The sequence below is a fragment of the Aeromonas crassostreae genome, from assembly GCF_054052445.1.
Window position 1 is genome coordinate 26,234 of the sequence record NZ_JBSTYM010000024.1, and the last position, 25,756, is coordinate 51,989.

Sequence of the window (25,756 nt, forward strand, 5' to 3'; positions counted from 1 at the left end):
GGCCCAAGCCCGCTCTGCATCATGCCTCCCGCCGCCACGGCTCCCGACAGGCGAGCGCCAGGGTATCCAGCCACTCGTAGCGACGCCGGTACATGGCCCGCTTCTTGGAGGCGATCTCCGTCAGTGGCTTGCGCACCACGGGGGCCAGGGTCACGAAGTTGGCATCCAGCGCCTGGGCGCCGAACTCCTGCCACAGCTCATCATAATCGGCCTGCAAACTGGCCTTCTGCTTGCTGCTGTAACGTCTGGCCTGGAACACATGGGCCCGCTTGCGCACCGCATTGACCCTGACGGCCCCCATGGCCCCCGCCATCTCCAGCACCAGCATCACCACCAGCGACTTGGGCCGCAGACCATGGCCCTCCTTGGTCAGCTCGCGCACCCGTTCCTGGGCCTGCGGAACAGCGGGCTCCGGCCCCTGCACCGAGCCGATCACCAGGCTCAGGGCATCGGCCTGGCCCGCGAGGGAGAAGGCGCAGCTGTAGAGACGCCGTCCCTGCGGATCCACGATGGAGACGGCCAGCTCGGCCTCCCGCCTGAAAGTGCCATCATGGCGCAGCACGATGCGGCAACCGCTCTGGGGATAGTGCCCCAGGGTCACCCCCTCTCCCAGGTAGAGGGGGGCAATCAACCCCGGATAGCACAGCTGCAACAGCCGGTAGTGCTCGACCAGCATGCTCGCCCGCTGCCGCGCACTGGAGCTGGCGAAGCGATAGGGGCGCAGGGGCTTGTCGAGCAGTTCGGGGTACTGGGCCGGCAGCGCCTTGAGCGGCTCGCTGCGAAACAGCTCGAACACCTGGGCCATGGCGCGGCGATAGATCAGGCTGCGCAGCACGAACTTGCCGCGCTTGAAGCCCAGGCGGCGGCCACCGTCCGGGTAAAGATAACGGGCCATGGCCAGGGCGCCATAGCGGGGTTGGCGGGAGAGTTGCTCCCAGCCGAAGAGGGCCTTGCTCGTCATAACCGGATCTCCTGCCACCTGAATGGGGGGCGATCCTAGGATTGACGGCCGCTCACTGCAATCGGCTGGCAACACTTGCTTACAACTCCTCCAAATAAGTCCCTTGTCAATGCTGGCACTGGCTGCAGAACACAGTGGTGCGCTGACCGATGCGGATCTCGGTCAAGGGCTGCTGGCACTGGTAGCAGGGCTGCCCCCCCCGACCATAGACCTGCAACTGCTGCACGAAGTAACCGGGCTTGCCATCGGCGCTGGTGAAGTCCTTGAGGGTGGTGCCCCCCTGGACAATGGCCGCCGCCAGCACCCGCTTGATCTCGGCCACCAGGGTCGCCAATCGCTCGCCGCTCACCTCTCCCGCCGCCCGCCTGGGGTGAATGCCGGCGGCGAACAGCGCCTCGTTGGCGTAGATGTTGCCCACCCCGACCACCACATGATTGTCCATCAGGAAAGTCTTGATGGCGGTGCTGCGCCCCTTGGCCCGCTCCCGCAGATAGTCGGCGTTGAAGGCGTCGGTCAGTGGCTCGGGCCCCAGCTTGGCCAGCAGGGCGTGGGCCTCGGCCGGTTCACGGGTCCAGAGCAGGGCCCCGAAGCGGCGCGGGTCATTGAGCCGCAGCAACTTGCCGTTGGCGAGCTCTATGTCCACGTGGTCGTGCTTCTCGGCCGGGGTGCCAATGTCCAGCACCCGCAGGCTGCCGGACATGCCAAGGTGCAGGATGGCGGTGCCGAAGTCCGTCTCCAGCAGCAGGTACTTGGCGCGGCGACTGACCCTGTGGATGGTGAGGTTGACCAGCTCCTGGATTTCGCCTGGCACCGGCCAGCGCAAACGACCGTCGCGCACCACCACGCGGGTGACCTGGATGCCGGTGAGCCAGGGGGAGATGCCCTGGCGGCTGACTTCGACTTCGGGTAATTCGGGCATCTCGTCCTCTTTGGGGTCAAGGGGCGGGTTTGAGCAGGTCACGATACTGATCGGCGGAGAGGGCCAGCCAGCGATCAGGCAGCAAACGGACGGCATAGCGGCCATTGTCCTGGTAGAGCGCCAGAGTCACCGGCTCTCCCTGGCCCGCCAGCCAGACAGCCGCCTCGACCGGCGCACCGCGCAGCGGATCACTCGATGACAGCTGCCAGCCTTGCCACTGCGCGACCCGAGCGGCCAGGGCGTCGCTGTCCAGCCCCAGATCCGGCACGCTGCGCCAGCCCTGCCCAATCCGCTCAACGCGCCAGCTCGGTCCCTGCCAGCTGAGTACCACGGCACTGTCAGGCAGCAGGCCATGGCGCCGCTGGGCACTGTTCTCCTGCTGGGCCTGCTCGAGGCGATGCAGCAACACTATCACCGCCAATACCGCCACTATGATGACGTTGTTCCAGCCTTTACGGCTCAGTTTTACCATGACAAGCCTCCGTTCGAGTCGGCAGTGTACTGAATTTGGGCCATAAAAAAACCCGGCACTAGGCCGGGCTTTTGCAACAAAACCAAGTAATTACTTGATTTTGCCTTCTTTGTAGATCACATGCTGACGAATCACGGGATCAAATTTCTTGATCTCCATTTTTTCGGGCATGGTGCGCTTGTTCTTGGTAGTGGTATAGAAGTGACCAGTACCGGCGCTGGAGTTCAGGCGAATCTTATCGCGAATACCTTTAGCCATGATCTAATTCCTTATACCTTAACGCCGCTGGCACGCAGTTCAGCCAGAACCACTTCAACGCCGCGCTTGTCGATGATACGCATGCCTTTTGCGGATACGCGCAGGCTTACGAAGCGTTTTTCACTCTCAACCCAGAAACGGTGAGTGTGCAGGTTCGGCAGGAAACGACGCTTGGTAGCGTTGTTAGCGTGCGAACGGTTGTTACCAACTGCCGGGCGCTTGCCGGTTACTTGGCATACTCTAGACATGTCAGTCTCTCCAAATCTTACTTCATTGCTCGAGCAAATATCTGCCCCGCTGGCCTTCGATTGCGGGGCAAACAGAAGGCGGCATTTTATACAGCATCCGTGATCAAAGATCAACTAATACAGAGCCAGAGCCCGGTTATAACCAACCACGCTCTGCAAAAGAAACCGTGATGCCGTCACCGATCACCAAGTGATCCAGCACTCTGATATCGATCAGGGCCAGGGCGGCCAGGATACGATCTGTGATCTGACGGTCGGCCCGACTGGGCTCGGCCACGCCAGACGGGTGATTATGCGCCAGAATGACGGCCGCTGCATTATGTTTGAGTGCTATCTGCACGATTTCTCTGGGCCAGACACTCGCCGAATCCAGGGTGCCGTAGAAAAGTTCGACAAACTTTATCACCCTGTGCTGGTTGTCGAGCAGCAGCAGGGCAAACACCTCCCGCGGCCTGTCACGCAGCTGGGCCTGCAGATAGTCTCGGGTCAGCTGGGGCGAGGTGAGCGCATCCCCACGTTGCAGTTGCTCGGCCAGATGACGCCGGCCCATCTCGAGCACCGCCTGCAACTGGGCATATTTGGCAGGCCCCAGGCCATGGGCGGCGCAGAACAGCTGTTGATCGGCCCCCAGCAGGGCCCGCAACGAGCCAAATTCCCCCAACAGCTGGCGGGCCAGATCCACGGCACTCAGGCCACTGACCCCGGTGCGCAGGAAGATCGCCAGCAGCTCGGCGTCGGAGAGCCCAGCCGCCCCCCGCAGCAACAGCTTCTCCCGCGGACGCTCCCCTTCTGGCCACTCTTTGATGCTCATATGCCACCCTCCCTGTGCCGCCGAGCGAAGCCGGGCGACGTTTGACGAGAGTCTGACCACAAGTCGTCCATGTCAGCCTCTGTCGTCACCCTCAGGCTGTGTTATCTTAGCCGACCAGTCAGAACGAGCCGGAAGCAAAGCAGATGAGATTGGCCGATAAACGCATCCTGTTGGGGATCAGCGGCGGCATCGCCGCCTACAAGAGTGCCGAACTGGTGCGCCGCCTGAAAGATCAGGGCGCCGAGGTGCGGGTGGTGATGACCCGCTCCGCCAAGGAGTTCATCACCCCGCTGACCCTGCAGGCGGTCTCCGGCCACCCCGTCGCCGACAGCCTGCTCGACCCCGCCGCCGAGGCGGGCATGGGCCACATCGAGCTGGCCAAGTGGGCCGATCTGATCCTGATCGCCCCGGCCAGCGCCAACCTGATGGCCCGCATGGCGGCCGGCATGGCCGACGAGCTGCTGACCACCCTCTGCCTGGCGACGCCGGCCCAGGTGGCGTTGGCCCCCGCCATGAACCAGCAGATGTATCTCAACGCCGCCACCCAGGCCAACCTCAAGACCCTGGCCAGCCGCGGCATCCTGCTGTGGGGGCCGGATTCCGGCAGCCAGGCCTGCGGCGACATAGGGCCGGGCCGGATGCTGGATCCCCTGGAACTGGTGGAGCGCTGCTGCCAGCAACTGGCCGCCGAACCGCTGCTGGCGGGGGTCAGATTGCTGCTCACCGCGGGGCCGACCCGGGAGGCGCTGGATCCGGTGCGTTACATCAGCAACCACAGCTCGGGCAAGATGGGCTATGCCATCGCCCGCGCCGCCCGTGAGGCGGGCGCCGACGTCACCCTGGTGAGCGGCCCGGTCGCCCTGCCAACACCACCTGGGGTCGAGCGGGTCGACGTGGAGAGCGCCTTGCAGATGCACGAGGCGGTGATGAGCCGGGCCGGCGCATGCGATCTCTTCATCGGCTGCGCCGCCGTGGCGGATTATCGCCCGGCGCAGGTGGCCCCTCAGAAGATCAAGAAGACGGACGACAACGATCAGATGACCCTGGCCCTGGTCAAGAATCCCGACATCATCGCCGCCGTGGGTGCCCTGGCCGACAAGCCGTTTACCGTGGGATTTGCCGCCGAAACCGTGGATGTGGAACAATACGCCCTCGATAAATTGCGACGAAAGCGGCTGGACATGATAGCCGCCAACGATGTCTCCCAAGCCGGGCAGGGCTTCAACGCCGATGACAACGCCCTCGCCGTGTTCTGGCAAGGAGGTCAGGCCACCCTGCCCCTGGCCGACAAGCTGACGCTGGCCCGTCATCTTGTCGCCCTGATTGCGCGCCATTATCGGTCCTGAGCCCCGCCTCGGGGCCATGCCAGCTGCGACAGGTTCATGACATCGCCCCCGGGCGATCCCATTGAAAAAATGATTCATGACGACACGGATGACGTCGAAGATCCCGGGTGCTCACGCGGGCGCTCACTGAACCACCCGATCGCCTCCGGGCGATCCCATTGAAAAAATGATTCATGACGACACAAATTGAACTGAAGATCCTGGATGCCCGCATCGGCACCGAATTTCCCCTGCCCGCCTATGCCACACCGGGTTCCGCCGGCATGGATCTGCGTGCCCTGCTCGATCAGGCCATCACGTTGGCACCAGGTGAAACCACTCTCGTCCCCACCGGCCTCGCCATCCATATTCAGGATCCGGGTCTGTGCGCCACCATCTTGCCCCGCTCCGGCCTCGGCCATAAGCACGGCATAGTGCTGGGCAACCTGGTGGGCCTCATCGATTCAGACTATCAGGGACAGCTGATGATCTCGGTGTGGAACCGGGGCAACGACAGCTTCACCGTTCAGCCCGGCGAGCGTATCGCTCAGCTGGTGATCCTGCCCGTGGTTCAGGCCCGCTTCCAACTGGTCGATGAGTTCAATCAGAGCGAGCGGGGTGAAGGCGGTTTTGGTTCTTCTGGTCGCCAATAACAAGACCCGGCGCAGCCCCTGGCTGCGGCGCAAATAACAGAATCAAGCCATTGTTTTTTTAGGGGAATCCATGGCAAGCAGTAATCAGAAACAGAGTCGACGCGACCAGATCCTGCAGGCGCTCGCCCACATGCTGGAGACCAGCCCGGGTCAGCGCATCACCACGGCCCGGCTCGCGGCCGAGGTGGGTGTCTCGGAGGCGGCCCTCTATCGTCACTTTCCCAGCAAGGCACGGATGTTTGAGGGGCTGATCGACTTCATCGAGGATTCCCTGCTGTCGCGGGTCAACATGATCCTGGCCGACGAGAAGGACACCATGGCCCGCTGCCACCACATACTGCAACTGCTGCTGGTGTTTGCCGAGCGCAACCCAGGCATCACCCGCATCCTCAATGGCGATGCCCTGCTGGGGGAGCATGACAGGCTGCGGGATCGCATCAGCATCCTGTTCGACAAGCTGGAGACCCAGCTCAAGCAGGTGCTGCGGGAGAAGCGGCTGCGGGAGGGGCAGGGCTTTCAGCTGGACGAGACCATGCTGGCCAACCTGCTGCTGGCCTATACCGAGGGCCGGATCAGCCAGTTCGTGCGCTCCGAGTTCAAACTCAAGCCGACGGCGGATTTCGAGGATCAGTGGCAGTTCATCCGCAGCCAGCTGCTGCAGAGTTGATCCCGCCTATATGAGAGGAGGCCCCTTGGCCTCCTCCCTGTTTCATGGCAGAACTGAACGGGTCTCGACCACCTGCGACTCAGGTTGTCGCACCATGCTGCTATATTCCGACGTTTTGATGAATTAACCCACAGGAAGTTCTATGGAACCCGAAATCATCGCCGAAGCGCAAACCTGGCTGGTCAACAATCAGGGCCTGCTGATCGAGTACGGCGTCAACATCGCCGCCGCCCTGGTCACCCTGCTCATCGGCTATCTCGCCGCCAATCTGATCAGCAACGGCGTCGAGCGCGTCATGAAGGCTCGCAACCTCGACGCCACCGTGACCCACTTCGTCGGCAGCGTGCTCAAGTATGCCCTGCTGGTGTTCGTCGTCATCGCCGCCCTGGGCCGGGTCGGGGTGCAGACCGCCTCCTTCGTCGCCATCATAGGTGCCGCCGGTCTGGCCATCGGTCTGGCGCTGCAAGGTTCCCTCTCCAACTTTGCCGCCGGCTTCCTGCTGATCATCTTCCGCCCCATCAAGGCCGGTGAGTTCATCGAGGTGGCAGGCACCTCCGGCTCGGTGCAGTCGGTACAGCTGTTTACCACCACCCTTACCTCGCCGGACAACAAGATGGTGGTGGTGCCCAACTCCGCCATCCTCAACGGCAACATCATCAACTACTCGCGCATGGACACCCGTCGGGTCGACATGACGTTCGGCATCGGCTACGGCTCCGATCTGCGCAAGGCCAAGCAGCTGCTGGAGCGACTGGTCAGCGAGGAGCCCCGCATCCTGAAGGATCAGGCCGCCACCATCGCCGTCGCCGCCCTGGCCGACTCCTCGGTCAATATCGTGGTGCGCCCCTGGGTCAAGACCGCCGACTACTGGGGCGTCTGGTTCGATTTCCACGAGAAGGTGAAGCTGGCCTTCGACGCAGAAGGCATCGAAATCCCCTTCCCTCAGATGGCGCTGCACATGCAAAAGCAGGCCGCCTGACCACGAAAAAGCCGCTCACTTCAATGAGCGGCTTTTTTTATGCTGACGGCACCAAGCGGCGTCAGATGCCGTACTGGGCGCGATAGGCCTTCATGGCCGCCAGTTGCTCGGCCAGCGCGGACTGCTCGACCTGCTTCCCTTCCAGCTTTTCTTCCAAATAAGCGATCAGGTCGCTCATCTGGATGATGGCGATGATGTGGGCGCCGTAGTCACGCTCCACTTCCTGGATGGCGGAGAGCTCGCCCTTGCCCTTCTCCTGACGATCCAGGGCGATCAGCACCCCGGCCAGGGAAGCGCCGTTGGCCTGGATCAGATCCATGGATTCGCGGATGGCAGTCCCGGCGGTGATGACATCGTCCACCAGCATGATGCGCCCCTTGAGCGGGCTGCCCACCAGATTGCCGCCCTCGCCGTGATCCTTGGCCTCCTTGCGGTTGAAGCACCAGGGCACATCCACGTCGTGCTGCTCCACCAGCTGCACCGCGGTGGCGGAGGCGATGGGGATCCCCTTGTAGGCCGGGCCAAACAGCACGTCGAATTCGATACCGGCATCCATCAGCGCGGCGGCATAGAAGCAGCCTAGGCGGGCCAGATCGCGACCGCTGTTGAACAGGCCGGCGTTGAAGAAGTAGGGGCTCTTGCGGCCGGATTTCAGGGTGAACTCACCGAATTTGAGAACCTGTTTCTCCAGGGCGAACTCGATAAATTGACGCTGGTAGGCTTTCATTCTGGCTCCTTGCTTGGCTTGTCGTTGGCTGGTGTGGGGGTATAAAAAAACGCGGTCAATGCCGCGTTTTTCAAATCAGAAATTCAGGAGAGCGCCTGCTTCTGCAGCGCTATGATGTCGTCGATGCCGCCCTTGGCCAGCGCCAGCATGGCCAGCAGCTCCTCGTGGGTGAAGGGCTCGGCCTCGGCGGTGCCCTGCACCTCTATGATGCGACCGTCTTCGGTCATCACTACGTTCATGTCGGTCTCGGCGGCGGAATCTTCCACGTACTCCAGATCGCAGATGGCTTCCCCCTGATACATGCCGACGGAGACCGCCGCTATCATCTGCTTGAGCGGGCTCTGCTTGAGCATGCCCTTCTCGACCATCCAGTTCAGCGCATCCACCAGGGCCACGCAGGCACCTGTGATGGCGGCGGTGCGGGTGCCGCCGTCGGCCTGCAGCACGTCACAATCCACGGTGATGGAGTGCTCGCCGAGGGCAGTCAAATCCACGGCGGCACGCAGGGAGCGGGCGATCAGGCGGGAGATCTCCAGGGTGCGACCGCTCTGCTTGCCGGCGGCCGCCTCGCGGTTCATGCGCGAATGGGTGGAGCGCGGCAGCATGCCGTACTCGGCGGTGACCCAGCCCTGACCCTTGCCTTTCAGGAAGCGCGGCACGCTGGTGTCGACGCTGGCGGTGCACAGCACGCGGGTGTGGCCGAACTCCACCAGCACAGATCCTTCCGCATGCTTGGTGAAGTTGCGGGTGATGGTAACCGGGCGCACTTGCGCGGCACTGCGATCGCTGGGACGGGACATGGGACTGACCTCTGGGCTGGCTCAAATTGGCGGGGGATTATAAGTGATCCCGCCCCAAATATCAGCCGCTAAAACCACGCCGTCGGCTGACGGGGCAAGCCTGGCTGAGTATACTGGCCGCACACTTCATCAAGCCCGGAACAATCAATGATTCACAGCATGACCGCCTACGCCCGCAAGGAATTCAAGGGCGACTGGGGCACAGCCGTTTGGGAAATTCGTTCGGTCAACCAGCGCTATCTGGAAACCTACATCCGCCTGCCGGAGCAGCTGCGCAGCCTGGAGCCGGTCCTGCGTGAGCGTTTCCGTGCCAAGCTGCAGCGCGGCAAGGTGGAGTGCAACCTGAGGTTCGAGGCAGCGCAGGCCGCCGCCAGCCAGCTCCACATCAATGAAGAGCTGGCCAAGCTCATCATCGACAGCGCCAACTGGGTAATGAAAGAGGCGGGCCAGGGCCAGCTCAACCCGGTCGACGTGCTGCGCTGGCCCGGCGTCATGGCCGCCGCCGAGCAGGACATGGACGCGGTCGCCACCGAGCTGCTCGGCGGTTTCGATCTGACCATGGAAGATTTCCTCGCCTCCCGCGCCAGCGAAGGGGCCAACCTCAAGGCACTGATCCAGCAGCGTCTGGACGGCATCCAGGTGGAAGTGAAGAAGGTGCGCGAGCACCTGCCGCAGATCATCGAGTGGCAGCGCCAGAAGCTCACCGACCGTCTGGCCGAGGCCAAGGTGGAGCTGGATCCGGCCCGCATCGAGCAGGAGATCGTGCTGCTGGCCCAGAAGATCGACGTGGCCGAAGAGCTGGATCGCCTGGAGATGCACATCGGCGAAACCATCAAGATCATGAAGAAGGGGGGCGCCTGCGGCCGTCGTCTCGACTTCATGATGCAGGAGTTCAACCGCGAGTCGAACACGCTCGGCTCCAAATCCATCAACGCCGAAGTGACCCAGTCCGCCGTCGAACTGAAGGTCCTCATCGAGCAGATGCGCGAGCAGATCCAGAACATTGAGTGACGCTTCGCTGAGCGTTATCTGATACAGAAAGACGAGCCCTTGATCCTCAAGGGCTTTGTCTTTCTCCCCGATGTAAAACCCATCCTGCTTTCAATGCTCAGGCTGGCAAACATGGCCCCATCAGGCGGGCCAGAAGCTGGCACAACACTGGTACGTCAAGCTGGGGGGGCAGGCCCATCCCTTCCCCGGTTGAGCCCCTCGCCCCCACGCAAGCAAGAAACCCTTCACGGCTCGCCGCGAGTTTCCTTATCATAGGGGCCGATGCCGTCCGCCGTTGAGACGCGCCCGCAGCAAGCCGCGGGTCGCATCCCGACTGTGCCACGAGCCATGGCATCACGATCTCCGATCGGCCCCCAGGGGCCGGTTTTATTGGTAGTGAATGGACACTTGCATGTATCAAACAAGACTGCGCACCCTGCTGGGTACCCTGGGCTATCAGCTGCTCTGGCTGGTGCTGATCCTGATGGCGGCCCGCTATCTGATGCTGGACCACTTCGTCGAGCCCGAACAACTGCAGAACCGGACCGACGATCTGCAGCGCATGTGGCTGACCGGGTTGCGCTACGACCTGCGCATCGCCGGCATGGCGCTCTCTCCCTTCGCCCTGGCCGGGCTCATGCTGGCGGCGGGCGAACGCGGCTGGCAGGGCATGCAGCGCTGGGCCCCGCGCCTGCTGGGGCTGGCGGCCTTTCTCATCGGCGCCGTCGCCATCGGCAACTACTACTACTACCAGACCTATCACACCCACATAGACGTGTTCGCCTTCGGCCTGGTCGAAGACGACACCCGGGCCGTGCTGGCCAACATGTGGCAGGATTATCCCATCATCAAGGGGCTGGCCCTGGCGCTGCTGCTGGGCTGGCTGCCGGCCCGCTGGGCCAGGCGTACGCTGACGCGTGCCGGCCACAAGCCCTGGCCCCTGCCCGTCTTCATCGTCTACCTGCTCATCGCCCTGACCCTGCTGTTTGTCATCAGCCGTGGCAGCGTGGGCACCTTCCCCCTGCGCCGCGGCAACGCCCAGGTCTCGGATCTGCTCGCCCTCAACAAGCTGACCCCGAACGGCCTGATGGCCATCGACTGGGCCGTCAAGGACAGGGCGGAGGACATCGTCTTCACCCCGGTCAGCCAGGCCGAGGGAGAGACCCTGCTTGAGCAGAGCGGGCTCGACTCCCTGATGGCGCGCACCCCGGTCAATCCCTGGCTCGCCGCCCACAAGCCCCATGTGGTGATGACACTGATGGAGAGCTTTGGCAGCAACATGCTGGCCTTCGATGAGCCGGGCAAGAACGACCTGCTCGGCAGCCTTCGCCCCCACTTCCAGGAGGACTTCGTCTTCAAGCGCTTCCTGTCGGAAGACAACGGCACGGCCCCCTCCCTGGCCGCCCTCTTCTTCCACAGCCCGGTGCAAAACATCAGCCACAGCTCGGCCCAGCACCAGACCCTGAGCGGCACCCCGTTCGCCCTCTACAAGCAGGCGGGCTACAAGCTGGTCTTCATCTCCCCGGGCAACATGATGTGGCGCAACCTGGTCAATTACCTGCCGGTGCAGGGGGTCGACGAGGTCTATGACCAGAATGCCCTGATCAAGCGCTACCCCGAGGCCGCCAAGGAGGTCACCGCCTGGGGCGTGCCCGATGACTACGCCTATCGTCTGGCCCGGACCCTGCTGGAGCAATCCCGCGAGCCGCTCTTCATCAGCATTCTCACCATCACCAATCACCCTCCCTACGAGACGCCGGCCCGCTACCAGCCGCAGCCGACCACCCCCACTCCCAGGGTCATGGCCCATGCCGAGGATGGCGACATAGAGCAGGCCAACATCCTCAGGACCTATCAGTTCGCCGCCGATGCCCTAGGCCGATTCGTCAGCGCCATCAAGGGCTCCCCCCTGGGGGACAAGACGCTGATCGCCGCCAGCGGCGATCACCAGATGCGCCGCCTCAAGGCCTTCTACCCCCGCGAACAGGTGCTGGATCGGGCCGTGCCTTTCTACCTCTATGTGCCCAAGACCATACTGGCCCACAGCCGGTGGCGCTTCGATCCCCAGCGGGTCGGCTCCCACAAGGACATCTTCCCCACCCTGTATGGCTTCAGCCTGTCGGACACCCCCTATCAGACCCTGGCCGGTCGCAACATGCTGGCCCCGGACGACGACAAGCGGCGCGCCTTCGGCTACAACGTCACCCTCTGGATCGATGACAAGGGCGCCTATCCCATGAGCGGCAAGCCCAGCTTCTACCCCTGGCAGGATGACAGCCAGCTGGAGGTGAAGGAGCAGGCACAGCCCGTCAGCGAGGCGCAGCAGGCCCGCCAGCAGGCACTGCCCGAGCTGCTGCGCTGGCAGCTCAACAGCCGGATCAAGGGCTTCATCGAGTCGCAGACCGCGGCCCGCTGAGGGGCTACCCAGCAAAAAGGCTTCCCGCGGGAAGCCTTTTTCATGGTGCCTGATGGGGCCGCGTCTCAGCCCTGGTAACGCCGGGCCAACTCATCCAGGTGATGGCTCATGGAGAACTCCCGCTGCGCCCGCTCCCGGGCCGCCGCACCCAAGCGCTGGCGCAGCGAGTCATCCACCAGCAAGCTGGCTATCTGGCCGGCGAGAGCGGCCGGGTCGGTGGGGGTCGCCAGCAGGCCCGCCTCCCCCAGTACTTCGGGCACGGCCCCCGTGCTGGCACCGACGATGGCCTTGCCCGCCGCCATCGCCTCGATCACCGTCAGGCCGAACGCCTCGTTATGGGAGGGGATGGCCACCAGATCCATGGCTTGCAGCATGCGCTGGGTATCGCGGCGAAAGCCGGTCAGCAACACCCTCTCCTGCACGCCCGCCTCGGCGATGCGCTGGCGCAGCGCCGCCACCACCTTCTCGTCCGACCCTTCGCTGGCCTGGGTGCCGCCCACGATCAGCAGGTGCAGCCTGGGGTGCGCCTGCGCCAGCAGCAGGAAGGCCTCCAGCAGCTCGGGCTGGCCCTTGCCCCGGCCGATCCGGCCAAGCACCCCGAGCAACTGGGCATCCTCTGCTATCCCCAGTTCGGCGCGTATCTCCGCGGCGGGCTCATCGCACCGGGTCAGATCGGTGCCAAGCCAGAGCCGTTCGATGCGCGAGGCCGGCAGCGGCAGCGCCTTGAGGTTGCGGCGGCGGGTCTCGTCGCTGATGGAGAGCACCAGGTCCACCCTGCCGTAGATCCAGCGATGGAGCGGATCCCGCTTGGGCCGGGTCGCCCCCATGTGCTCGGTGAACAGCAACCGCAGCGGCCACAGGCGCTTGAGCAGGGCCGCCAGCAGCAGATCCCCCGACTTGTGGCAGTGCACCAGCCGGATGTCCCGCGCCTTGAGCCAGCGGCGCAGGGTCAGCAGCTGGCGCAGCCCCTGGCCACGAGAGTCCAGCTCGAACACCTCGAAGCCTTGCGCCTTCATGCCCTCGGCCACCTTGCTGCCGCGCAGCGCCAGACCATGGACCCGCCAGCCGCGCGCCATCATGCCGCTGCCGACCCGCAGCGGGTACATCTCCAGGCCGCCCCAGCCCTGGGAGAGGCAAATATGCAGCAACCCCGTCATCTCGCTCGCCTTCATCTTCTTGCTCACCTTCGCCCAAACAGAGAGGGCGCCTAAGAGGGCGCCCTGACATGACATAACCCTGACTCAGCGGTTCAGCCAGGCCATGTAATCGGCCACGCCTTCGGCCACCGTCTTGAACTCGCCGGGGTAGCCGGCGGCGCGCAAGCGGGTCAGATCCGCTTGGGTGAAGCTCTGGTAACGGCCCTTGAGGTGATCCGGGAAGGGGATGTACTCGATGGCCCCTTGCTGATGATGCTTGATCACCGCCTCGGCCACGTGCTGGAACGGCTCGGCCCGGCCGGTGCCGCAGTTGAAGATGCCGGACTGCTGCGGGTTCTGCCAGAACCAGAGGTTGACCTTGCAGACGTCATCCACATAGATGAAGTCGCGCATCTGGCCGCCGTCCGGGAAGCCGTCGCAGCCCTCGAACAGCTTGGGATTCTCCCCCTTCTTCACCTGGGTGTTGAGGTGGAAGGCGACGGACGCCATGGCGCCCTTGTGCTGCTCGCGCGGGCCGTAGACGTTGAAGTACTTCAGGCCCACCACCTGGGAGTTGATCTCCGGCAGCCAGCGGCGCACGTACTGGTCGAACAGCTGCTTGGAGTAGCCGTAGACGTTGAGGGGCTGCTCGAACTGGGGATCTTCGATGAAGTTGTCGTTGCGCCCGCCATAGGTCGCGGCGGAAGAGGCATAGATGAAGGGGATTTCCCGCTCGATGCAGTAGTGGAACAGATCCTTGGAGTACTCGTAGTTGACCTCCATGATGAACTTGCCGTTCCACTCTGTGGTGGCGGAGCAGGCCCCTTCGTGGAAGATCACCTCGATACCGCCGTCCCACTCCTCGAACTCGTCACCGGAGACGATCCGCGCCTGGAATTCATCCTTGTCCATGTAGTCGGCAATGGTCAGATCCACCAGGTTGACGAACTTGGTGCCATCGGTCAGATCATCGATGACCACCACATCGGTTCGTCCCATGGCATTGAGTTGCTTGACCAGATTGCTGCCGATAAAGCCTGCACCGCCCGTTACTACGATCATGGAGTTTGCCTCGTCTGCGTTGATGCCCACCGTGTGACGGCCGATTAAAGCTGTGTATAGTGAGCCAATTTGAAATTGCCGAAAAGTCTATCACGGGCCGCCAGGGGATACGACCTCGACGCAAGGCGGCCCGGCAGAGGGAACCGCGATGAAAACCAGAGACAGGATCATTCACAGCGCCATCGAACTGTTCAACGATCAGGGCGAGCGCAACATCACCACCAACCACATCGCCGCCCACCTCGGCATCAGCCCGGGCAACCTCTACTACCACTTTCGCAATAAAGAAGACATCATCCACTCCATCTTCGACCAGTATGCCCGCCATCTGAGCGAGAGCTTCACCCCAGCCCGCAGCACCGAGATCCGGCTCGACGATCTGATGGGCTACCTGGATGCCATCTTCTACCTGATGTGGCAGTTCCGCTTCTTCTACGCCAACCTGCCGGACATCCTCAGTCGCGACGAGCTGCTGCAACAGAAGTACCTCAAGGCCCAGGAGCAGCTGCGCGCCGCCGTGGAGGCCCTGCTCAGGAGCCTGCGCGAGGGGGGCATCATAGCCGTCAGCGACGCCGATCTGCCGGATCTGGGCCAGACCATCAAGATGGTGGTCACCTGCTGGATCCCGTTCCAGATAGCCCAGGCTCCCCACACCCGCATCACCAAGCCCCTGCTCTATCAGGGGGTCATGCGGGTGCTCTTCCTGCTGCGCCCCTATGTGCAGCCCCGGGTCGCTCCCCGGATCCAGCAACTGGAACAGCACTACCGCCAGCTGGCCCAGCTGGGCGGCTGAGGGCAGAACCCGTCTGACGCTGCGGGCCGACCCGCCGGGGTGGCGCCGGCCCGCTCATCCGGGGAAGAAGAGACTGGCCAGACGGCTCCCTTTATCAGGAGCGACTATGCGGGCAGCGCCATTTGGCATAGGGCGTCGGGTGATCTGTTTCACACATGTTGAATATCAGCATAATAATTTGAATTGATGGGACGCAGTTGCAGTAAAATGTTGCCCAATGTTGATAAACCGCTGTAATAGCCAATGAGGTTCGAGGATGTCTAACGGATTCTATCGCCACCTGACCGAGCAGCTTGACCAAGTGCAGGCAGAAGGACTCTACAAGCAGGAGCGCATCATCAGCTCGGCGCAGCAGGCCAGCATAGAGGTGGGCCAACAGCAGGTGCTGAACTTCTGTGCCAACAACTATCTCGGCCTGGCCAACCACCCCGAGCTGATTGCCGCCGCCAAGGCGGGCCTCGACAGCCACGGCTTCGGCATGGCCTCGGTGCGCTTCATCTGCGGCACCCAGGACAGCCACAAGGTGCTGGAACAGAAGCTCTCCGCCTTCCTCGGCACCGAGGACACCATCCTCTACTCCTCCTGTTTCGATGCCAACGGCGGTCTGTTCGAGACCCTGTTCGGCGCCGAGGACGCCATCATCTCCGATGCCCTCAACCACGCCTCCATCATCGACGGCGTGCGGCTGTGCAAGGCCAGGCGCTACCGCTATGCCAACAACGACATGGCCGAACTGGAAGCCCAGCTCAAGCAGGCCCAAGCCGATGGTGCCCGCTTCAAGCTGATCGCCACCGACGGCGTCTTCTCCATGGACGGTGTCATCGCCGACCTCAAGTCCATCTGCGACCTGGCGGACAAATACGACGCCCTGGTGATGGTGGATGATTCCCATGCCGTCGGCTTCATCGGCGAGAACGGCCGCGGCACCCACGAATACTGCGACGTGCTGGAGCGGGTCGACATCATCACCGGCACCCTGGGCAAGGCCCTCGGCGGCGCCTCCGGCGGTTACACCTCCGGCAAGAAAGAGGTGATCGACTGGCTGCGTCAGCGCTCGCGCCCCTACCTGTTCTCCAACTCCCTGGCCCCTTCCATCGTCTCGGCCACCATCAAGGTGCTCGAGCTGCTGGAACAGGGTCACGCCCTGCGCGCCAGCCTGAAAGAAAACAGCGACTACTTCCGCGCCCGCATGAGCGCCGCCGGCTTCACCCTGGCCGGGGCCGATCACGCCATCATCCCTGTCATGCTGGGGGACGCCAAGCTGGCCAGCGAGATGGCGAGCCGCATGCTGGCCGAAGGCATCTATGTGGTGGGCTTCTCCTTCCCCGTGGTGCCCAAGGGCCAGGCCCGCATCCGCACCCAGATGTCCGCCGCCCACACCCGCGAGCAGCTGGATCGGGCCATCGATGCCTTCATCCGCATCGGCCGCGACCTGAACATCATTCAATAGACAGCGAGGGGCCGACAGGCCCCTTCTTGAACCGACCCATAGCTCAACCTCTGCACCGGGCCCGGCCCGTGAGGAACCGTCATGAAAGCACTCTCCAAACTCAAATCCGAACCCGGCATCTGGATGACGGATGTGCCCGCCCCCGAGCTCGGCCACAATGACCTGCTGATCAAGATCCGCAAGACCGCCATCTGCGGCACCGACATGCACATCTACAACTGGGACGAGTGGTCCCAGAAGACCATCCCCGTGCCCATGGTGGTCGGCCACGAGTACGTGGGTGAGGTGGTCGCCATCGGTCAGGAGGTGCGCGGCTTCGCCGTGGGAGATCGCGTCTCCGGCGAGGGCCACATCACCTGCGGTCACTGCCGCAACTGCCGCGCCGGTCGCACCCACCTGTGCCGCAACACGGTCGGGGTCGGGGTCAACCGCCCCGGCTCCTTTGCCGAGTACCTGGTGATCCCCGCCTTCAACGCCTTCAAGCTGCCGGACAACATCCCGGATGAGCTGGCCGCCATCTTCGATCCGTTCGGCAACGCCGTGCACACCGCCCTCTCCTTCGACCTGGTGGGCGAAGACGTGCTCATCACCGGGGCCGGCCCCATCGGCATCATGGCCGCCGCCGTCTGCCGCCATGTGGGCGCCCGTCACGTGGTGATCACCGACGTCAACGAATACCGCCTCGAACTGGCCCGCAAGATGGGCGCCACCCGCGCCGTCAATGTCAGCAAGGAGAAGCTCTCCGACGTGATGGACGATCTCGGCATGACCGAAGGCTTCGACGTGGGGTTGGAGATGTCCGGCGTGCCCTCCGCCTTCCAGGACATGCTGGCCAAGATGAACCATGGCGGCAAGATCGCCATGCTCGGCATTCCCCCCTCCACCATGGCGATCGACTGGAACCAGGTCATCTTCAAGGGGCTGTTCATCAAGGGGATCTATGGCCGCGAGATGTTCGAGACCTGGTACAAGATGGCGAGCCTGATCCAGTCAGGTCTGGATCTCTCCCCCATCATCACCCACCACTTCCACATCGACGACTTCCAGCAAGGCTTCGATGCCATGGGCTCGGGCCAATCCGGCAAGGTGATCCTGAGCTGGGATTGAGCGGCGAACCGAAGGACATGACCCAGCAACCCGGCCCAGGCCGGGTTGCTGCCATCGAAGGCCAGGAGCCGGATCCGACGCACAGACTGCTTAACACTTCACACACAAGCGTTTAAATGCCTGTAACTATTCGGTTATAATCCCGTCGTTTCTAGGGATAATAAGAGCCTGCTGGGAGTACATGAGCGTGTTGAGAAAACTGAGCTGTTTACTGGTCGCCGGTATCGCGGTTGCCAGCCTGTCCGGCGCCGCGTTCGCCGCCGACGAGATGTCGCCGGAAGCCATCGCCGAACGGATCAAGCCCGTGGGTGATGTCTATACCGCCAAGGATCTGGAAGGGATAGCCCCGGCGGCCACGGCCAGCACCACGGCCGCCTCCGGCCCCCGTGATGGTGAAACCGTCTACAAGGGTGCCTGCTTCGCCTGCCACGATACCGGCGCCGCCGGTGCGCCCAAGCGCGGTGACAAGGCCGCCTGGGAACCCCGCCTCGCCCAGGGCTTCGACACCCTGCGCAAGCATGCCATCGAAGGCTTCACCGGCCAGGCTGGCATGATGCCGCCACGGGGTACCTGCGCGGCCTGTAGTGATGAAGAGATCGAGAATGCCATTCACTACATGACGGACAATCTCTAAGTCATTGAAAGGGCCGCGATTGCGGCCCTTTTATTCTCTTGGCTTGCGACTACCCTTGTAGGGTAGCGTCAATCGGGAGTCCATGATGTCTGTCTACCCTCTGGATCAGGATGCCTCCCCCCTGCTGGCGCTGGTCGCCTCCATCCTCGCCTTTCCCCCTGCCTCCCAGGCCAGCCCGGCGCACTACCGGCGCCTGTTTGCCGACCTGCAACAATTGGCGCCCCTGCATCAGATTGGCCTGCTCGGCCTCAGCCCCCATGGCCCTGTCTGGCACTATGAACAGGATCTGGCCCCAGGTATCAAGGCCCAGCTCGGCCGGGAAGAGCCGGGGCTGAGCGAGAGTCTGGCCGCCCTGGATGGCCAGCAGGGCTGGTGCGTGCTGCCGGTGCAGGACGACAGGATCCAGTGGCTGCTGGTGCAGAGTGAGCCCTATGAGCGGGCCGACCTGCGGCTGCTGCTCGAATGCCTGGCCAAGCGCCTGGCGGAGGCCAACACCCACGCCAGACTGACCGAACCGGCGTCGCCCTTGATCGGTCGGGATCCGGACTGGCAGCACAAAATTGAGCAGATCAATCGCATCCTGCGCCTGGCCAACAGCCTGCCGACCCAGGCGCTGCTGGCCCAGCTCGATGAGGTGCTGCAAAACAGCCTGGGACTGCACCAGCTGCACCTGATGCGACTCGGGCCAAAGGAGGTCAGCCACCTCTATCCCCACCCCTTCCAGGGGGAGGAGGGTTTCCTGCGCGGGCTCTGCCATGAGACCAATCCGACCGAGCGCGAGCGGGATGGACTCTACTGGTACAGCACACCGCTGCGGCTGCAGCAGCACTACTTCGCCCACTTGCTGCTGGCCACCACCCGGCCCCTGGGCGCCGATGACCGCCTCTTTCTCGATTTCCTGCGCAACCAGCTCACCCTGCTGCTCGAGCTGGGCCAGATCCGCCAGCAACTGAACGACTTCAATTCACCGGATCGGCTCAACCACAGGTTGCAGTTGCTGCGTCAGGCCAATCTGCGCCTGCAAAAACAGCTGCGCCAGCATCAGGAGCTGGAGCGCAAGTTGCAGTTCGACGCCCTGCACGACCCCCTCACCGGCCTGCCGAACCGCAGCCTGCTGATGGATCACCTGCAACACGCCATGAGCCATTACCAGCGCCATGGCGGCGTCGGTTTCACCCTGATCTTCCTGGACATAGATCACTTCAAACAGATCAATGACGAGCTGGGACATGGCAATGGCGACCTGCTGCTCAAGGAGCTGGGGCGTCGCCTGCAGGGCTGCCTGCGCCAGAATGATCTGGTGGCACGGCTCGGTGGGGACGAGTTCGTCATCTATCTGGACAACAGCATGGGGGAGGAGGGGGCCGGACCCGTGCTCAACCGCATCCTGGCTCGCCTCGCCTACCCCTTCCGGCTGACGGGCACGGAGCAGACGATCACGGTCAGCATGGGAGTGGCCAGCGTGTCGGCGCAGACCCAGGAGGTGAGCGAGCTGCTCCATCAGGCGGATCTCGCCATGTACCGGGCCAAGCGCAATGGCCGCGCCCGGGTGGTGCACTACTCGGCCGAGTGCACGGAGCAGGCCTGGGCATCGCCGGAGGAGCAGCTGACCAACGCCCTGGCCGAAGGGCGCATCCTGCCCTACTTCCAGCCGGTGATCCGGCTCGAGGACAACTGCCTGGTGGGGCTGGAAGTCATGGCCCGCTGGATCACCCGGGAAGGGGAGCTCAAGGATGCCTTCGACTTCATCCCGCTGGCGGAGCAGTGCGGCCTGATCGAGGCACTGGATCACAAGATACTGCGCCAGGCCTGCCAGCAGCTGCGGCGCTGGCTGCCCGGGGCGGATCTGCGCAAGTTCAAGCTGGCCATCAACCTGTGCGGCCAGCACCTGGCAAGCGAGCATGCCGTGCAGGCCCTGCTCGACATCATCGCGGCCGAGGGTGTCTACGCCGGCTACCTCATCTTCGAATTCAACGAGCGGGAGCTGTCGCGCCAGGATGCCGACATCATCGCCAGCCTCCATGAGCTGAGGGCCAGAGGGATACAGATCAGCCTGGACGACTTCGGCTCGGGCTTCTCCTCCCTCAACTCCCTGTTTCACTACCCGGTGGACTACGTCAAGGTGGACGATGGCTTCACCCACCGCATGCTGCACTCCCCCAAGGATTTGGCACTGATCCGCGCCATGCGCGACATCTGCCGCGATCTGGGCCTCGCCCTGGTGGTCGAAGGGATAGAGAGTCAGGCCCAGCTGCAGCAGCTGATCGCGCTGAGCTGCCCCTTCGGCCAGGGGCGGTACATATCCCCTCCGCTACCCGGCAGCGACATCACCCCCTTGCTGGGGGCTGAGACGGGGCCAGATCCGGACTAGCGTCTCTGCCGAGGCGGCCCGCCATAGGGGCAGCCCCCGCCTCAATCCTTCTTGAACAGGGCCCTCAGGTTGGCGACCCCGACCTGCCCCTTCTGCTGGCGCTCCTCGGCCGTCACCTTCTTCTGGTTTTCCCACTCCAGGTCGTCCTGGGGCAGCTCCAGCAGGAAGCGGCTCGGCTCGGGTCGCACCGACTCGCCATACTGGCGCCGCTCCCGGCAGAGGGTGAAGGTGAGCTCGGTCTGGGCCCTTGTGATCCCCACGTAGGCGAGGCGGCGCTCCTCCTCCACGTTGTCCTCGTCGATGCTGGTCTGGTGGGGCAGCAGGCCCTCCTCCATGCCCACCATGTAGACATAGGGAAACTCCAGCCCCTTGGAGGCGTGCAGTGTCATCAGCTGCACCTGATCCGCGTCGTCCTCTCCCTCGTTGCGCTCCATCATGTCCCGCAGGGTGAGGCGAGTGACCACTTGGGCAAGCGTCATCGACTCCTCCAGCTCGTCCCCTTCCAGCATTTCGGTGATCCAGCGATAGAGGGTGGAGACGTTCTGCATCCGCATCTCGGCCGCCTTCGGGCTGGGGGAGGTCTCGTAGAGCCACTCCTCGTAGTGGATCTCCTTGATCATGTCCCGCACCGCCTCGACCGGGTTGCCCCGCTGCGCCTGATCGCCAAGTCGTGTCAACCATTTAGTAAACGCTTGCAAGTTACCAAGACCTCGACCTGATAGGTGCTGCTCCAGCCCCAGCTCGAAACTGGCGGCAAACAGGCTCTTGCCACGCTGGTTGGCGTATTGGCCGAGCTTCTCCAGCGTGGTGGGGCCGATTTCCCGGCGCGGCAGGTTCACCACCCGCAGGAAGGCGGTGTCCTCATCCGGATTCACCAGGAGCTTCAAGTAGGCCATGATGTCTTTAATCTCGGTGCGGGAGAAAAACGAGGTGCCGCCAGAGATGCGATAGGGGATGCGGTTGGTCATCAGCGCCTTCTCGAAGATGCGCGACTGATGGTTGCCCCGGTAGAGGATGGCGTAATCCTTGAACCGGGTGCGATTCATGAACTTGTGGCCCATCATCTCGGCGGCGATCCGCTCCGCCTCGTGCTCCTCGTTCTTGGCGAACAGCACCTTGAGCTTGACCCCCTCGTCCAGCTCGGAGAAGAGCGCCTTGTCATAGACGTGGGGATTGTTGGCGATCAGGATGTTGGCGCATTTCAGGATGCGCCGCTTGGAGCGGTAGTTCTGCTCCAGCTTGATCAGCTTGAGGCTGGGAAAGTCCTCGTTCAGCAACACCAGGTTCTGCGGCTTGGCGCCACGCCAGGAGTAGATGGACTGGTCGTCATCCCCCACCACGGTGAAGCGGGCCCGCTCGCCGACGATCTGCTTCACCAGCTCGTACTGGCTGGTGTTGGTGTCCTGGTATTCGTCGACCAGCAGGTAGCGGATCTTGTTCTGCCAGCGGGCACGCACCTCTTCGTTGCTTTTCAGCAGCAGGGTCGGCATCACGATGAGATCGTCGAAATCCAGCGCGTTGTAGGCCACCATCTGGCGGTGATAGCGCTCGTAGAGCTGGGCCATCAGCACCTCTTCCGGTCCGCGGGCGATGCGCATGGCGCGCGCCGGCAGTATGAGGTCGTTCTTCCAGTTGGAGATCTGGCTGATGAGGGCCGAGAGCTTGTCCTTGTCGTTGTCGAGCTCCGCCTCGGTCAGCTCTTTGAGCAGCGCCAGCTGATCGGTGTCGTCGAACAGGGAGAAGTTCGCCTTGAGATTCAGGCTCTTGTGCTCGCGACGGATGATCTCCAGGCCCAGGGTATGGAAGGTGGAGACCATGAGCCCCCGCGCCTCCTTGCGGCCCAGAGTCTGGCCGACCCGCTCCTTCATCTCCCGCGCCGCCTTGTTGGTGAAGGTGACGGCGGCGATGTTGCGTGCACTGTAGCCGCACTGCTGCACCAGATAGGCGATCTTGTTGGTGATGACGCGGGTCTTGCCCGATCCGGCACCCGCCAGCACCAGGCAAGGGCCGGAGACAAACTTGACCGCTTCGTTCTGATTGGGGTTGAGCTTCATGGGCCGGATCTCTTGGCTTATGATGAGGGGCGGCATTGTAGCAGAGATCCCGTTGGCAGCCGAAACCGGGCACGGGATCTCGCCACTGCGCCTTGTGTTTGCCCGCCATTTTCCGGATCATGACCGCCTTTTCCAGAGGAGATGAGGGGAGCATGAATCAGCAACAGCACGCCCAATTGCGCAGCCAGTTTCCGGCCCTGGCGCAGGAGGTCAACGGCCACCCGCTGATCTATCTGGACAACGCCGCTACCACCCAGAAGCCGCAAGCCGTGCTGGATGCCATCGCTCACTACTATCGAGCCGACAACGCCAACGTGCACCGCGCCGCCCATGCCCTGAGCGGCCGCGCCACCCGCGCCTTCGAAGATGCCCGCGAGACGGTGGCCCGCTTTATCAATGCCCCTCGCAGTCACGAGGTGTTATGGACCCGTGGCACCACGGAGGCGATCAATCTGGTGGCCAACAGCTGGGGGACGAGCGAGCTCAGGGCGGGGGACGAGATCGTCCTCAGCACCCTGGAACACCACGCCAATATCGTCCCCTGGCAGCTGGTCGCAGAGCGTACCGGTGCCATCCTTCGGGTCATCCCCCTCGATGAGCGGGGCGATCTCGACATGGCCGCCTATCGGGCCCTGCTGGGACCCCGTACCCGGCTGGTGAGCGTGGCCCATGTCTCCAATGCCCTCGGTACCGTGAATCCGGTCGAGCAGATAGTGGCGGCCGCCAAGGCGGTTGGTGCCATGACCCTGATCGACGGCGCCCAGGCGGTGGCCCACCTCGAGGTAGACGTGCAGGCCATCGGCTGTGACTTCTACGCCTTCTCCGGCCACAAGCTCTATGGCCCGACCGGCATAGGCGTGCTCTGGGGCCGCACCGACCTGCTGGAGCGCATGCCGCCTTGGCAAGCGGGCGGCGAGATGATCGACAGAGTCAGCTTCAGCGGCACCACCTTCAATACCCTGCCCTTCAAGTTCGAGGCGGGCACCCCGCACATCGCCGGCGCCATCGGTCTGGCTGCCGCCATCGACTTTGTCACGGCGCAAGACAGGGCTGCCCTGGTGCGCCACGAGCAGGCTCTCACCGACCATCTGGTGGCAGGGCTGCGGCAGGTGCCGGGCCTACGCCTCATCGGTGAACCAAAGCAACGTGCCGGCGCCGTCTCCTTCCTGCTGGAGGACATCCACCCGCAAGATGCCGCCACCCTGCTCGACATGCAGGGGATAGCGCTGCGGGTCGGCCATCACTGCGCCATGCCGTTAATGGAATCGCTCGGTATCGGCGGCACTATGCGCGCCTCGCTGGCCTGCTACAACGATCGGGATGATGTGGATGCCCTGCTGGCAGCCCTGCACAAACTCAGTGACTTCTTCTAAGGCAGACAAACCCATGAGCAGCCTAGCAACCTATACCCAGATCGGCCTGGAGCCCAACGCAGAAGGCATCCGCCAGCAGTTTGCCGCCGCCCACGGCTGGGAGAACCAATACCGACTCATCATCCAGCTCGGCAAGCAGCTGCCCGCCCTGCCTTCCGAGTGGCAAACCGAAGATAACCGTCTGAAGGGGTGTGAGAGCCAGGCCTGGCTAAAGAGCGAAAAGGGGGAGGATGGCTGCTGGCACTTTGCCTGCGACTCCGACGCCCGCATCGTGCGGGGCCTTATCGTCATAGTGCTGGCGGCGCTCAACCACCAACCGGCAGCGACGATCCAGGCGTTTGATATGGATGCCTATTTCAGCGAGCTGGGGCTGGAGAAACACCTGAGCCCGTCGCGGGGCAACGGGCTCAGGGCAATCGTGTTGGCGATCCGGGAACAAGCAGTCTAACCCGCCTTGTTCAGTGGTCGATCAGGCTTCGCCAATCGACCCTGCGTCTTCATTCCCGGCCTCTTTCTCGGCACGGGCCCCACGCTCGGCAATCTTCTTCAATACCCGGGACGCGGCAACCAGACCGAAGGTTGCCGTCACCGGTGTCACGGCGCCAAAGCCGGAGGCACAATCCATCTTCATATTGCCGTCGCTGGCCGCCTTGGCCTGACAGGTGCCGCCCTGGCCATCGGGATAGCTCAACTGCTCGGTCGAGAAGACACACTCCACCCCGAATTTACGCGCCGGATTCTTGCTGAAGTTATGCAACCGGCGAAGATCCGAGCGTACCTTGGCCGCCAGCGGATCCTGAATGGTCTTGGCCAGATCGGCCACTGTGATCTGGGTAGGGTCCATCTGCCCGCCGGCACCGCCAGCTACTATCACCGGGATCTTGTTGCGCTTGCAGAAGGCAATCAGCGCCACCTTGGCCTTGACCGAATCGATGGCATCCACCACATAGTCAAACTCCCGCTTGATATGCTCGGCCAGGTTATCTGCGGTGACGAAGTCATCCACCTCGATCACGTCGCAATCGGGGTTGATGGTACGAATACGCTCGGCCATGACTTCTGTCTTGAGGCGGCCGACCGTGCCCTGCATGGCGTGGATCTGACGATTGGTGTTGGTGATGCAGATGTCATCCATGTCGATCAGAGTGATCTGGTTGATGCCGGCACGGGCCAGCGCCTCGGCTGCCCAGGAGCCGACCCCGCCTATCCCCACCACGCAGACCTTGGCCTGGCTGAAGGAACCAAGAGCGCTCTGACCATAAAGACGGGCAATGCCCCCGAATCGCTGTAGATATTCTGCTTTCATACCACCACCTTGCTTGAGGGCGGCCATTATAGCGGCAACCGCAGCCAGCGGCGATGATCGGGTGATGATGGTGTTGATCCGAAGGGGAAGTGAGTTGTATGCCGGGATGCTTGAAACGAAAAAAAGCCCAGTCTTTCGACTGGGCTTTCTAAATAGTGGCGGAGCGGACGGGACTCGAACCCGCGACCCCCGGCGTGACAGGCCGGTATTCTAACCGACTGAACTACCGCTCCGCATTCGGTTA

At 63.3% G+C, this 25,756-nt stretch carries 25 protein-coding genes and 1 tRNA gene; 13 read left to right on the plus strand and 13 right to left on the minus strand.

Features of this window, described 5'->3' with window-relative positions; all coding sequences use genetic code 11:
- Nucleotides 1–19 precede the first annotated feature (19 nt).
- The 6 genes from ACW5W4_RS15920 to radC form a co-directional block, all read right to left on the minus strand.
- The gene (locus ACW5W4_RS15920; protein WP_456690048.1) at nt 20–895 is read right to left on the minus strand and encodes a VirK/YbjX family protein; all 876 of its coding nucleotides are present in this window, start codon (nt 893–895) and stop codon (nt 20–22) included.
- Nucleotides 896–1,067: 172 nt separating this feature from the next.
- Nucleotides 1,068–1,880 carry a bifunctional DNA-formamidopyrimidine glycosylase/DNA-(apurinic or apyrimidinic site) lyase gene (mutM, locus tag ACW5W4_RS15925; protein ID WP_456690030.1) on the minus strand — a complete coding sequence of 271 codons (813 nt, stop codon included), beginning with the start codon at nt 1,878–1,880 and terminating at the stop codon, nt 1,068–1,070.
- 16 nt (nt 1,881–1,896) lie between these two features.
- Nucleotides 1,897–2,352 (minus strand): hypothetical protein, encoded by a 456-nt coding sequence (locus ACW5W4_RS15930; RefSeq protein WP_456690031.1) that lies wholly within the window; start codon nt 2,350–2,352, stop codon nt 1,897–1,899.
- Between the two features lie 90 nt (nt 2,353–2,442).
- On the minus strand, nt 2,443–2,610 hold the full coding sequence (gene rpmG, locus ACW5W4_RS15935) for a 50S ribosomal protein L33 (protein WP_005323752.1): 168 nt from the start codon (nt 2,608–2,610) through the stop codon (nt 2,443–2,445).
- An 11-nt stretch (nt 2,611–2,621) separates the two neighbouring features.
- A complete protein-coding gene (gene rpmB / locus ACW5W4_RS15940) occupies nt 2,622–2,858 on the minus strand; it encodes a 50S ribosomal protein L28 (protein ID WP_005307492.1) in 237 nt (78 codons plus the stop codon).
- Nucleotides 2,859–2,994: 136 nt separating this feature from the next.
- Complete coding sequence (gene radC / locus ACW5W4_RS15945; RefSeq protein ID WP_456690032.1) at nt 2,995–3,669, minus strand: RadC family protein; 675 nt, start codon at nt 3,667–3,669, stop codon at nt 2,995–2,997.
- A gap of 143 nt (nt 3,670–3,812) precedes the next feature.
- On the opposite strand from radC, the gene coaBC reads away from it, so the two are divergent.
- The 4 genes from coaBC (at nt 3,813) to mscS (ending at nt 7,293) form a co-directional block, all read left to right on the plus strand.
- On the plus strand, nt 3,813–5,015 hold the full coding sequence (coaBC, locus tag ACW5W4_RS15950) for a bifunctional phosphopantothenoylcysteine decarboxylase/phosphopantothenate--cysteine ligase CoaBC (protein ID WP_456690033.1): 1,203 nt from the start codon (nt 3,813–3,815) through the stop codon (nt 5,013–5,015).
- Nucleotides 5,016–5,188: 173 nt separating this feature from the next.
- A complete protein-coding gene (gene dut / locus ACW5W4_RS15955; protein ID WP_408797514.1) occupies nt 5,189–5,647 on the plus strand; it encodes a dUTP diphosphatase in 459 nt (152 codons plus the stop codon).
- Nucleotides 5,648–5,717: 70 nt separating this feature from the next.
- A complete protein-coding gene (slmA, locus tag ACW5W4_RS15960) occupies nt 5,718–6,314 on the plus strand; it encodes a nucleoid occlusion factor SlmA (RefSeq protein ID WP_041997555.1) in 597 nt (198 codons plus the stop codon).
- Between the two features lie 142 nt (nt 6,315–6,456).
- Complete coding sequence (gene mscS, locus ACW5W4_RS15965) at nt 6,457–7,293, plus strand: small-conductance mechanosensitive channel MscS (protein ID WP_456690034.1); 837 nt, start codon at nt 6,457–6,459, stop codon at nt 7,291–7,293.
- A 61-nt stretch (nt 7,294–7,354) separates the two neighbouring features.
- Here mscS and pyrE read toward each other — a convergent pair whose 3' ends face one another.
- A complete protein-coding gene (gene pyrE, locus ACW5W4_RS15970) occupies nt 7,355–8,020 on the minus strand; it encodes an orotate phosphoribosyltransferase (RefSeq protein ID WP_456690035.1) in 666 nt (221 codons plus the stop codon).
- Between the two features lie 83 nt (nt 8,021–8,103).
- Nucleotides 8,104–8,820: a ribonuclease PH gene (gene rph, locus ACW5W4_RS15975; RefSeq protein WP_025328763.1), complete on the minus strand. Its 717-nt coding sequence runs from the start codon at nt 8,818–8,820 to the stop codon at nt 8,104–8,106.
- A gap of 147 nt (nt 8,821–8,967) precedes the next feature.
- On the opposite strand from rph, the gene ACW5W4_RS15980 reads away from it, so the two are divergent.
- Complete coding sequence (locus ACW5W4_RS15980; protein ID WP_111874938.1) at nt 8,968–9,831, plus strand: YicC/YloC family endoribonuclease; 864 nt, start codon at nt 8,968–8,970, stop codon at nt 9,829–9,831.
- A gap of 391 nt (nt 9,832–10,222) precedes the next feature.
- On the plus strand, nt 10,223–12,226 hold the full coding sequence (locus ACW5W4_RS15985) for an LTA synthase family protein (protein ID WP_456690036.1): 2,004 nt from the start codon (nt 10,223–10,225) through the stop codon (nt 12,224–12,226).
- 65 nt (nt 12,227–12,291) lie between these two features.
- Here the strand turns inward: ACW5W4_RS15985 and ACW5W4_RS15990 are convergent, their stop codons facing one another.
- Both ACW5W4_RS15990 and rfaD read right to left on the minus strand, forming a co-directional pair.
- Complete coding sequence (locus tag ACW5W4_RS15990; RefSeq protein WP_456690037.1) at nt 12,292–13,410, minus strand: glycosyltransferase family 4 protein; 1,119 nt, start codon at nt 13,408–13,410, stop codon at nt 12,292–12,294.
- Nucleotides 13,411–13,467: 57 nt separating this feature from the next.
- Nucleotides 13,468–14,424, minus strand: a complete 957-nt coding sequence (gene rfaD, locus ACW5W4_RS15995; RefSeq protein ID WP_408791907.1) for an ADP-glyceromanno-heptose 6-epimerase — start codon at nt 14,422–14,424, stop codon at nt 13,468–13,470.
- Between the two features lie 148 nt (nt 14,425–14,572).
- On the opposite strand from rfaD, the gene ACW5W4_RS16000 reads away from it, so the two are divergent.
- The 5 genes from ACW5W4_RS16000 (at nt 14,573) to ACW5W4_RS16020 (ending at nt 20,779) form a co-directional block, all read left to right on the plus strand.
- Nucleotides 14,573–15,217, plus strand: coding sequence for a TetR/AcrR family transcriptional regulator (locus tag ACW5W4_RS16000; protein WP_456690038.1), 645 nt, complete (start codon nt 14,573–14,575; stop codon nt 15,215–15,217).
- A 256-nt stretch (nt 15,218–15,473) separates the two neighbouring features.
- The gene (locus ACW5W4_RS16005; RefSeq protein WP_456690039.1) at nt 15,474–16,667 is read left to right on the plus strand and encodes a glycine C-acetyltransferase; all 1,194 of its coding nucleotides are present in this window, start codon (nt 15,474–15,476) and stop codon (nt 16,665–16,667) included.
- A gap of 81 nt (nt 16,668–16,748) precedes the next feature.
- On the plus strand, nt 16,749–17,774 hold the full coding sequence (tdh, locus tag ACW5W4_RS16010; RefSeq protein ID WP_456690040.1) for an L-threonine 3-dehydrogenase: 1,026 nt from the start codon (nt 16,749–16,751) through the stop codon (nt 17,772–17,774).
- 181 nt (nt 17,775–17,955) lie between these two features.
- Entirely contained in the window at nt 17,956–18,408 is a 453-nt protein-coding gene (locus tag ACW5W4_RS16015; RefSeq protein WP_408797541.1) for a c-type cytochrome, read from the plus strand.
- A gap of 85 nt (nt 18,409–18,493) precedes the next feature.
- On the plus strand, nt 18,494–20,779 hold the full coding sequence (locus ACW5W4_RS16020) for a putative bifunctional diguanylate cyclase/phosphodiesterase (protein ID WP_456690041.1): 2,286 nt from the start codon (nt 18,494–18,496) through the stop codon (nt 20,777–20,779).
- A 41-nt stretch (nt 20,780–20,820) separates the two neighbouring features.
- Here the strand turns inward: ACW5W4_RS16020 and rep are convergent, their stop codons facing one another.
- Complete coding sequence (gene rep, locus ACW5W4_RS16025) at nt 20,821–22,833, minus strand: DNA helicase Rep (protein WP_456690042.1); 2,013 nt, start codon at nt 22,831–22,833, stop codon at nt 20,821–20,823.
- A gap of 152 nt (nt 22,834–22,985) precedes the next feature.
- Between rep and ACW5W4_RS16030 the strand changes: the two genes are divergently transcribed.
- Both ACW5W4_RS16030 and ACW5W4_RS16035 read left to right on the plus strand, forming a co-directional pair.
- On the plus strand, nt 22,986–24,206 hold the full coding sequence (locus tag ACW5W4_RS16030; protein ID WP_456690043.1) for a cysteine desulfurase: 1,221 nt from the start codon (nt 22,986–22,988) through the stop codon (nt 24,204–24,206).
- A 13-nt stretch (nt 24,207–24,219) separates the two neighbouring features.
- Nucleotides 24,220–24,654, plus strand: coding sequence for a SufE family protein (locus ACW5W4_RS16035; RefSeq protein ID WP_456690044.1), 435 nt, complete (start codon nt 24,220–24,222; stop codon nt 24,652–24,654).
- Nucleotides 24,655–24,675: 21 nt separating this feature from the next.
- Here ACW5W4_RS16035 and tcdA read toward each other — a convergent pair whose 3' ends face one another.
- Together tcdA and ACW5W4_RS16045 are read right to left on the minus strand one after the other, a co-directional pair.
- Complete coding sequence (tcdA, locus tag ACW5W4_RS16040; protein WP_456690045.1) at nt 24,676–25,512, minus strand: tRNA cyclic N6-threonylcarbamoyladenosine(37) synthase TcdA; 837 nt, start codon at nt 25,510–25,512, stop codon at nt 24,676–24,678.
- A 156-nt stretch (nt 25,513–25,668) separates the two neighbouring features.
- Nucleotides 25,669–25,745, minus strand: a tRNA-Asp gene (locus ACW5W4_RS16045).
- Nucleotides 25,746–25,756: the final 11 nt, after the last annotated feature.